Source organism: Oleiphilus sp. HI0066 (assembly GCF_001635725.1).
The window spans coordinates 1-523 of record NZ_LWFH01000882.1; the positions used below are offsets into that span (position 1 = coordinate 1).

The 523-nt window shown below is 44.2% G+C and carries 1 protein-coding gene; it reads left to right on the forward strand.

The genetic code is table 11. The annotated features are described in order from the left end of the window. On the forward strand, positions 1 to 523 hold a 523-nt coding region (locus A3738_RS10080), incomplete at both ends, for a DUF1329 domain-containing protein (protein WP_156504182.1).

Sequence of the window (523 nt, forward strand, 5' to 3'; positions counted from 1 at the left end):
CATTGATAAAAGCAACTATCCAGGCTTTGAGAAATATATGACTCCAGGGCAATACGCCTTGATGGAAGCTTATCCAAATAGCTTTTCAATGGATGTTTACCCAACTCGACGCACACATGCTATGCCGGATTGGGTAAATCAAAATACGAAAGAAAATGCGACGACCGCTACCTTGTCAAAGGGCGGTGTGGGAATTAATGACGCATACGGTGGCATCCCATTTCCAATACTTCATGGCAGCAATCAAGACAAAGCTTTGCAAGCGATCTGGAACCATTTAACACGTTGGCGCGGTATTTTTCTTGAAGGTCGCTACACAGAGGTTGCCGTTCAAAGAGATGGCCGATTCACGCCTATAACCAAGCAACAAGAGGTTTTCTTTAACTTCCATAACCCAGAGGGAAGCTTTAAAGAAATGGATAACATCTTGTTCTATTTCTTAACCTTTAACAAAGCGCCTGCGCGACTTGCTGGTGGTGCTTTGCTTGTTCACGAAACATTAGACCAGTCTGAAGATGCACGC